This is a genomic window from Achromobacter sp. ACM04, assembly GCF_014851465.1.
GTDB classification, from domain to species: domain Bacteria; phylum Pseudomonadota; class Gammaproteobacteria; order Burkholderiales; family Burkholderiaceae_B; genus Achromobacter; species Achromobacter aegrifaciens.
In genome coordinates this window covers 1-7674 of record NZ_JACUZS010000003.1, presented here as the reverse complement: position 1 = coordinate 7674, position 7674 = coordinate 1, and the positions used below count along the sequence as shown (strand labels likewise).

6 protein-coding genes, 3 rRNA genes and 1 other RNA gene are annotated in these 7674 nt (G+C 62.5%); 2 read left to right on the top strand and 8 right to left on the bottom strand.

The annotated features are described in order from the left end of the window. On the bottom strand, nucleotides 1-429 hold the full coding sequence (mraZ, locus tag IB259_RS16385) for a division/cell wall cluster transcriptional repressor MraZ (protein ID WP_006226256.1): 429 nt from the start codon (nucleotides 427-429) through the stop codon (nucleotides 1-3). A gap of 354 nt (nucleotides 430-783) precedes the next feature. Beyond that, nucleotides 784-1188: RNase P RNA component class A (gene rnpB / locus IB259_RS16380), an RNA gene on the bottom strand. Between the two features lie 133 nt (nucleotides 1189-1321). Here rnpB and IB259_RS16375 point away from each other — a divergent pair. Then, nucleotides 1322-3148, top strand: a complete 1827-nt coding sequence (locus IB259_RS16375; RefSeq protein WP_192329672.1) for an ATP-binding cassette domain-containing protein — start codon at nucleotides 1322-1324, stop codon at nucleotides 3146-3148. Nucleotides 3149-3245: 97 nt separating this feature from the next. Here IB259_RS16375 and pyrC read toward each other — a convergent pair whose 3' ends face one another. After that, entirely contained in the window at nucleotides 3246-4310 is a 1065-nt protein-coding gene (pyrC, locus tag IB259_RS16370; RefSeq protein ID WP_054457610.1) for a dihydroorotase, read from the bottom strand. An 11-nt stretch (nucleotides 4311-4321) separates the two neighbouring features. After that, complete coding sequence (locus IB259_RS16365) at nucleotides 4322-5515, bottom strand: M20 aminoacylase family protein (RefSeq protein WP_054457611.1); 1194 nt, start codon at nucleotides 5513-5515, stop codon at nucleotides 4322-4324. A gap of 147 nt (nucleotides 5516-5662) precedes the next feature. On the opposite strand from IB259_RS16365, the gene IB259_RS16360 reads away from it, so the two are divergent. Continuing rightward, entirely contained in the window at nucleotides 5663-5941 is a 279-nt protein-coding gene (locus IB259_RS16360; protein WP_006217453.1) for an SWIB/MDM2 domain-containing protein, read from the top strand. A gap of 449 nt (nucleotides 5942-6390) precedes the next feature. Here IB259_RS16360 and IB259_RS16355 read toward each other — a convergent pair whose 3' ends face one another. The 4 genes from IB259_RS16355 to IB259_RS16340 form a co-directional block, all read right to left on the bottom strand. Next, nucleotides 6391-6756, bottom strand: coding sequence for a membrane protein (locus IB259_RS16355; RefSeq protein WP_013391517.1), 366 nt, complete (start codon nucleotides 6754-6756; stop codon nucleotides 6391-6393). Between the two features lie 237 nt (nucleotides 6757-6993). Further along, nucleotides 6994-7106: ribosomal RNA gene (rrf, locus tag IB259_RS16350) — 5S ribosomal RNA — on the bottom strand. A 158-nt stretch (nucleotides 7107-7264) separates the two neighbouring features. Beyond that, nucleotides 7265-7377 (bottom strand): 5S ribosomal RNA (gene rrf / locus IB259_RS16345). 198 nt (nucleotides 7378-7575) lie between these two features. Continuing rightward, nucleotides 7576-7674: ribosomal RNA gene (locus IB259_RS16340) — 23S ribosomal RNA — on the bottom strand; the annotation flags it as partial.

The following is a 7674-nucleotide window of genomic DNA, read 5'->3' as shown; positions in this document are numbered from 1 at the left end:
TCAGAACGAAAACTGATTCAACACATCCGGCATACCCTTGGCCAGGTCCTCAGCCTCGCGGCTGGCCAGAGTAGCGGCGTCCCACAGCTCGAAGTGCGCGCCCAGACCGAGCAGCATCACATCGCGCGTCATACCGGAAGCGTTGCGCAGTTCAGGAGCGATCAGGACCCGGCCGGAGCCATCCAGTTCCACGTCCTGAGCGTTGCCCAGCAACAGCCGCTGCAACGCGCGCGCCGTCATGGGAAAGGCGGCAATCTGCTCGCGCTTCTTTTCCCACTCGGGCCGCGGGTAGACCAGCAAGCAGCCGTCAGGGTGGCGTGTCAGGGTCAGCCGGCCATCGGCCTGCGACATGAGCGCGTCACGGTGCCGGGTCGGAATCGAGATCCGTCCCTTGGCATCCAGCGTGAGCGCGCTGCTTCCCTGAAACACCACTTTTACCCCACTTAATTGCACAATTTCCTACTATTTCCCACTCTACGGTATGGGATCGGGGCGGTCAAGCGCGTGGTTGCAATTTTTTCAATCACAACAAGGACTTAGATCAATATGTAAATCCGCAAAAAGAAAAACCTCCCAATAAATCAGGAGGTTGCGGCACTATCTAAAAGTCCTTCTTCAGAAGTGGCGGCTAACAATGCCTTTGCATTGTTTTACGGTCGGTCGTTTGCTCCGGTTGGCAAGGCTTCCAGCCGGGCCCGCCGATTTGAGCGGCCCCAAAAATGGTCCGGCCCGGCCAGCGCGACGCCAGGTTCCAGCCAGGACCAGGCTCGCGTTGCGAATGAGTTGCAAGACGGGTCTATAGGCCGGATTCTGTACACCAGGTTTCCCTGGCGGACGATCATTCCTCTGGACGGATCATTGCTGAGCCGCTCTAGCCATCTACCCGCATGCTTGGACGGGCCGCCCTACGCGGTCCGAAGACCGCACGCATGCCTATTTGATGTTGCTCCGGATAGAGGTTGCCGCGTTTCACCCTGCGATGCCGCCGCCCGTTGCCGGACGGCGCGATACGGAGATGGCCGTATCTGTGCGCGCGATGCACGCCCGCCCCGCAGACTCGTCTCTGTGGCCCTATTCCTCAACCGCGCCCGAAGACGCGGCCGGACGGCCGTTAGCCGTTACCCTGCCCTGTGGAGTCCGGACCTTCCTCGATGGATTCGCATCCACCGCGATCGTCCGACCCGCCTTGCGGTGCGTATTCTATTACACCCGCCAGCTCCGTCCCCGAAGAAGCCGCGACACTAGCCGTGCAAACGGCGTTACGGGGTTCCTGCGACAATACGCCTTGATTCGCTCAGACGCCGCAGACAATACCCATCACATGGCCCTTGCTACTCTCATCACCCTTACCGACATCCAGCTGGCCTATGGCCACCACCCGCTGCTGGACCACGCCGATTTCGCCATCCAGGCCGGCGAGCGCATCGGCCTCATCGGCCGCAATGGCGCCGGCAAGTCCTCGCTGCTGAGACTGCTGGACGGCAGGACCCAGCCCGACGACGGCGACATCGCCCGCAGTTCGGGGCTGCGCGTGGCCACGGTCGAACAGGAACCCGAACTGGACGAAAACGCCACCGTCTTCGATGTGGTCTGCAATGTCGAGGGCGATCATGAAGACTGGCAGCGCCCCTCGCGCGTGCGCTCGGTGCTCGAAAAACTCGGCCTGCCCGCGGACGTACAGATCGCCGGCCTGTCCGGCGGCACGCGCAAGCGCGTCGCGCTGGCGCGCGCCCTGGTCGATGAGCCGGACCTGCTGCTGCTGGACGAACCCACCAACCACCTGGACTTCGAAGGCATCGCCTGGCTGGAAGACATGCTGCGCACCTGGAAAGGCGCCGCCGTCATCATCACCCACGATCGCCGCTTCCTGGACGCAGTGGCTACCCGCATCGTCGAACTCGACCGCGGGCGCCTGCTGAGTTTTCCCGGCAACTTTTCGCAGTGGCAGGAGCGCAAGGCCCAGTGGCTCGAATCCGAGCGCCTGGAACAAGCGCGCTTCGACAAGCTGCTGGCGCAGGAAGAAGTCTGGATCCGTAAGGGCGTCGAGGCCCGCCGCACCCGCAACGAAGGCCGCGTGCGCCGCCTGGAACGGCTGCGGGTCGAACGCGCCGAACGCCGCGAACGCGTCGGCGACGTCTCGCTCGCGCTGGCCGAGGGCCAGCGCTCCGGCAAGCTGGTCGCCGAACTCGACCACGTGAACAAGGCCTTCGGCGACAAGATCGTGGTGGACGACTATTCCACCACCATCCTGCGCGGCGACCGCATCGGCATCATCGGCCCCAACGGCGCCGGCAAGACCACCCTGCTCAAGCTGATCCTGGGCGAGATGCAACCCGACAGCGGCACGACGCGGCTGGGTACCAACGTCGCGGTCGCGTACTTCGACCAGATGCGCGCGCAGCTGGACGAAAACGTCACGCTCGTCGACATCATCAGCCCGGGCAGCGAATGGGTGGAAATCGGCGGCGCCCGCAAGCACGTCATGAGTTACCTCGGGGACTTCCTGTTCTCGCCCGCCCGCGCCGGCTCGCCCGTGCGCAGCCTGTCCGGCGGCGAACGCGCCCGCCTGCTGCTGGCGCGCCTGTTCGCCCGCCCTGCCAACGTGCTGGTGCTGGACGAACCCACCAACGACCTCGACATCGAAACGCTGGAACTGCTGGAAGAATTGCTGCAGGAGTACCAGGGCACGGTGCTGCTGGTCAGCCATGACCGCGCCTTCCTGAACAACGTCGTTACGCAGACCATCGCCTACGAAGGCAATGGCCGCTGGCGCGATTACGTGGGCGGCTACGACGAATGGGTCGCGCAGCGGCCCGCGCCCGCGGCCCCGGCCGAAGACGCAACCCCCGCCGCCCGGCCTGTCGACGATGCCGCCGCGCGCGCCAAGGCCGCCAAGCCCAAACCGGCCAAGTCGGCCAAGATGAACTCCTGGGAACTGCGCGAACTGGAAGGCCTGCCGGACGCCATCGCCGCCCTGGAGGCGCAACAAGCGGAACTTGCCGGCAAGCTCGCCGATGGCAGCCTCTACCGCGACGCGCCCGCCGAAGTCGAACGCATCAACGGCGAACTGGCCAAGCTGGAAAGCGAACTCGAAGAGCGCTTCGCCCGCTGGGAACTGCTGGAAGCGCGCCGCGAAGGCACGCTGTAATCAGCTTGTCTCTATATACATATAGAGGCGCATGAAAAATGCCCCCGAAATCCGGGGGCATTTCTTTTGTTCCGGACTTGCCGGACGGCGCAATTGCCTAGCCCCGCGCGCGCCAGGTCAGCGCTTCACCCGCAGCCAGCGGAACCAGCGTCGTGTTGCCGAACGCGACTTCCTCGGGCACCTGGTAGGCCTCGCGCACCAGCGTCAGCGTGCCGGTGTTGCGCGGCAGGCCGTAGAAGTCCGGGCCATGGAAACTGGCGAAGCCTTCCAGCTTGTCCAGCTTGCCGACCGCGTCGAAGGCGGTGGCGTACAGCTCCATCGCGTGCAATGCCGTGTAGCAGCCGGCGCAACCGCAAGCATGCTCCTTCAACCCGCGCGCGTGCGGCGCGCTGTCGGTGCCCAGGAAAAAGCGCGGGCTGCCGCTGGTCGCCGCCTCGACCAGCGCAAGGCGGTGCGTTTCGCGCTTAAGCACCGGCAGACAGTAGAAGTGCGGCCGCACGCCGCCTTGGAAAATCGCATTGCGGTTGTACAGCAGGTGCTGCGGCGTGATCGTGGCTGCGATGGGACCTTCCGCGTCGCGCACGTATTCCGCGCCCTCTTTCGTCGTGATGTGTTCGAACACCACCTTCAAGGCGGGGAAGGCGCGGCGCAGCGGCTTCATCACGCGCTCGACAAAGATTGCTTCGCGGTCGAACAGGTCGATCGACGGATCCGTCACTTCGCCGTGCACCAACAACGGCATGCCGCATTTTTCCAGCGCTTCCAGCGCCTTCGTGCATTTGCCCAGCAGATCGGTCACGCCGGCATCGGAGTTGGTTGTCGCACCTGCCGGATAAAGCTTCACGGCATAGACCTGGCCCGACTCGTAGGCGCGGAAAATCTCTTCCGACGTGGTGTTGTCGGTCAGATACAGCGTCATCAACGGCGTGAAGGCATCGGGATTGCCGCCCGCCTTCTTCAAAGCCTCCAGAATGCGGCCGCGATAGGCCAACGCCTGTTCGGTGGTCGTGACCGGCGGCTTCAGGTTGGGCATGATGATTGCGCGCGCGAACTGGCGCGCGGTATCCGCCACCACCGCCTCGAGGGCAGCGCCGTCGCGCAGATGCAGGTGCCAGTCGTCCGGCCGGGTGATGGTGAGCTGAGTCGTGTTTTGAGTAGACATGGAAAGGCTTCTTAATCTGCCAGCGGCATGCCCCGTTCGGCCAGCGCGCTGAACATCGCGCTGCCCAAGGGGATGACGGCATCGTTGAAATCAAAATGCGAGTTGTGCAGCACGCAGCCGGAATCGGCTCCGCCCTGGCCCAGGCGGAAGTATGCGCCAGGCTTGCTCTGCAACATGAAAGAGAAATCCTCGGAGCCCATCGAGGGCGTCAGATCGCGCACGACGTTCTCCTTGCCTATCATCTCGGTGGCGATGTCGGCCACCAGATTGGCGTGCTGCGGCGTGTTCAAGGTCGCAGGGTAGATCCGTTCGTAAGTGACCTCGGCAGTGCCGCCGAAAGCGCCCGCAATCGCGGACACCAACTCGCGCATGCGGGTCTCCACCATTTCCTGGACGGACTTGCGGAACGTGCGCACCGTGCCGACCATTCTCGCTTCGCGCGGAATCACGCTCATGGCGCCGGGATGCCCGGCTTGCAGCGATCCGATGGACACCACCGCCGAATCCAGCGGATTGACGTTGCGCGACACGATGGTCTGCAACGCCGTAATGATCTGCCCTGCGATGGTGACCGGATCGATGGTCTGGTAAGGATGCGCGCCGTGGCCGCCGCGCCCTGTGATCAGGATCTCGAAGCGATCGGCCGCGGCCATCATCGGCCCGGGGTTGATGCCTATCGTGCCCGGCTTCAGGCCCGGCCAGTTATGCAGCGCGTAGATCGCGTCGCACGGAAAGGTATCGAACAGGCCATCTTCCAGCATGGCGCGCGCGCCGCCGCGCCCCTCTTCCGCGGGCTGGAAGATCAGAACCGCGGTGCCATCGAAATTGCGCGTCTGCGACAGGTACTTGGCCGCGCCGATCAGTACCGCGGTGTGACCGTCGTGGCCGCAACCGTGCATCAGGCCAGGCTTGGTCGACTTGTGCCCGAAGTCGTTGTCTTCGGTCATGGGCAAGGCGTCCATGTCGGCACGCAGGCCTATCATGCGCCCGCTATCGCAGCGTTTGCCGCGGATGACGCCCACCACGCCAGTCTTGCCGATGCCGCGGTGCACCTCGATCCCCAGCGCCTCCAGCGCGCCCGCCACGATTCCGGAGGTCCGGACTTCCTCGAAGCCCAACTCGGGGTGCGCGTGCAAATCGCGCCGCAGCGCCGTCAATTCGTCATGAAAGAGGCGAATTGATTCCAAAGGAGATCGTGCGTACATAGGAGGTTACAGAATGACGATATAGAGGGGACAGTCTGTGCATTTTAGTTGCTACAGAGGATAAATGCCTTTGTCTTTACGAGAGAGACACGTTATGCTCCGGCCGCAGGACAATTTTTCCAACAGCCAGAGAAGGAGCGCCGCATTATGGCCACAACCTCCAAACCCGCGACCGCGCGCAAGCCGAACGCTGCATTCATGAAGCCCCTGACCCCCAGCGCCGAACTGGCCGCCGTCATCGGCTCGGAAGCCGTGCCGCGTACCGAGGTCACCAAAAAGATCTGGGAATACATCAAGAAGCACAACCTGCAAGATGCCAGCAACAAGCGCAACATCAACGCCGATGCCAAGCTGCGCCCGATCTTCGGCAAAGATCAGGTCACGATGTTCGAACTGACCAAGCTGGTCAACGCACATCTGAAGTAAGCAGGCAAAGGGCGTACCCCGTACGTCCCTGCCTTCATATCGTCGCGACGCCCCGGTTCATTCCTGGGCGAGCTCGCCTCCCCAGCGCAGCTTTCTCTCACCGCGACAGCCACGCCGCAATCTCGCCGGCACGGCCCGATTCCCCACACCAGCATTCCCCGAAAGCCAAGCGTGGCGCGCCTCTTCAGGCAGTTGGCATGGCTTCCTCACGGTCCCACGGCCAGCATTCGGAAGCAACATGGATTGGCCCATGCGCGATGGCTGCACATGCTGCGGGCCCACGTGTCGAGCGTGAATAATCCTGCACCAGCAGAGGCCTTCGAAACGCTGAATTGCACTCAGCGCTTGTTCGCTGATGCCCGCACCCGCTGTCCAAGTACGGGCTACAAGATCAAACTCAACAAAGCAAAAGGCCGGCATATGCCGGCCTTCTGTTTGAACGCGAGCCTTCAGGCGTAGGTAGTCGGCGCGGAGCCTTCCAGCAACGACAGCCAGCCCTTGATCAGGCGATACAGCACCCAGATCACGGTCGCGGCCAGGCCGATCCAGCCGATGAAGATGAGCGTCGCGATGCCGCTGATGGCCAGCCACAGCAGGGCCCACCAGAAGGTCCGCAGCAGCCAGTCGAAATGAGCGGCATAGACGGTACCTGCGGCGTCCGAGCGCTTCAGGTACATCAGCACTACGGCCGCCAGCGTGGCGATGCCCAGGAAACCGCTCGTCAGGAAGCCCAGGGCGTACAAGCCATAGGCAACGTGGGTCAGCGTGCGCAGGTCTAACGTCGTTCCGGGCACGGGGGTCTGGGGATCACTCACGATAACGCTCCAACGAATTGACTCGGTCAATCTTACCGCACAAAGCTACCCCGCCCACGGCCGTTGTTATTTGTGCACATTCAATGCTGGCGCGGCTTGCAGCCTGATTGACGGTCCGCAACCACTCGCCCAAAAGCCCCAGCCGCCCGCAGCCGCGCCGACCGCTTGCTAGCTCATCGCACAACACCGCAAAAGAAAAAACCCCGCAGCGCGAGCTGCGGGGTTCCTGGAATCAAAGCCTGACAATGACCTACTTTCACGGACGTTCGTCCACTATCATCGGCGCAAAGGCGTTTCACTGTCCTGTTCGGGATGGGAAGGAGTGGGACCACCTTGCTATGGTTGTCAGGCGTAACTGCTTGAGTGCCTGCCCTATCGTGGGCAAACGCTCCAATCCTGTAGCGAGACCGATGCGCGTGCCTGGAGCAGATCTCGACAGGCGCCCGCAAGGGGCTCTCACAAAGACAAAACCCCACAGGGGTTACCTGTGGGGTTCTGCGGAATAAAAGCTTGACGATGACCTACTTTCACAGACGTCCGTCCACTATCATCGGCGCAAAGTCGTTTCACTGTCCTGTTCGGGATGGGAAGGAGTGGGACCAACTCGCTATGGTCGTCAAGCGTAACTGGTTGAGCGGCTGCGGTTAGGCAACTGCTCCAATCTTGGAAGAAACACAACGCGTGGCGATCAGAGTCAGACTCGATGATCACGCACGGTGGGGTGTAATTGGTGTTGGCTGGCTGCTGACGGTGCAGCCAGATTTTGTATTGAACGACACTTGGAACGCTATATCACCAGGTCATAACCATCAGTGTTATAGGATCAAGCCTCACGGGCAATTAGTATCGGTTAGCTTAACGCATTACTGCGCTTCCACACCCGACCTATCAACGTCCTGGTCTCGAACGACCCTTCAG